The organism is Leucobacter sp. M11, assembly GCF_035726885.1.
Taxonomy (GTDB): domain Bacteria; phylum Actinomycetota; class Actinomycetes; order Actinomycetales; family Microbacteriaceae; genus JAPFRB01.
In genome coordinates, this window is record NZ_JAPFRB010000002.1 from 561,272 (window position 1) to 561,650 (window position 379).

1 protein-coding gene is annotated in these 379 nt (G+C 68.1%); it reads right to left on the minus strand.

Annotated features, from left to right (window positions below; all coding sequences use genetic code 11):
• Positions 1-341, minus strand: a 341-nt coding sequence (locus tag OOT08_RS07030) for an Ig-like domain-containing protein (RefSeq protein WP_325091885.1), incomplete at its 3' end; no start/stop codon positions are given.
• Positions 342-379: the final 38 nt, after the last annotated feature.

The following is a 379-nucleotide window of genomic DNA, read 5'->3' on the forward strand; positions in this document are numbered from 1 at the left end:
ACGCCCTGCGCGTTCGTCTTCACGCTCGTCGCACTCAGCGAGGCACCCGAGTTCCCGGGAACCGCGAACTGAACCGTCGCCCCCGCAACCGGGTTTTTGTTCGCGTCGAGAACGGTCGCGGTCGCCGTGTGCGACTGCTTCCCGTCAGCGACCCGGTCCCCGCCGGAGACCCGCAGGGAACTCGTGCCCTTCTTGCCCAAGGACGGGTCACCGGCGACAAAGGACACCGTGCCCGGGCTCTTCCTCAGGTTCGTGCCGTTCACCGTGGCCGACACCTTCACGTTCCCGGCCGTGACCGAGGTCACGGACACGGTCGCGACGCCCTGCGCGTTCGTCTTCACGCTCGTCGCACTCAGCGAGGCACCCGAGTTCCCGGGAA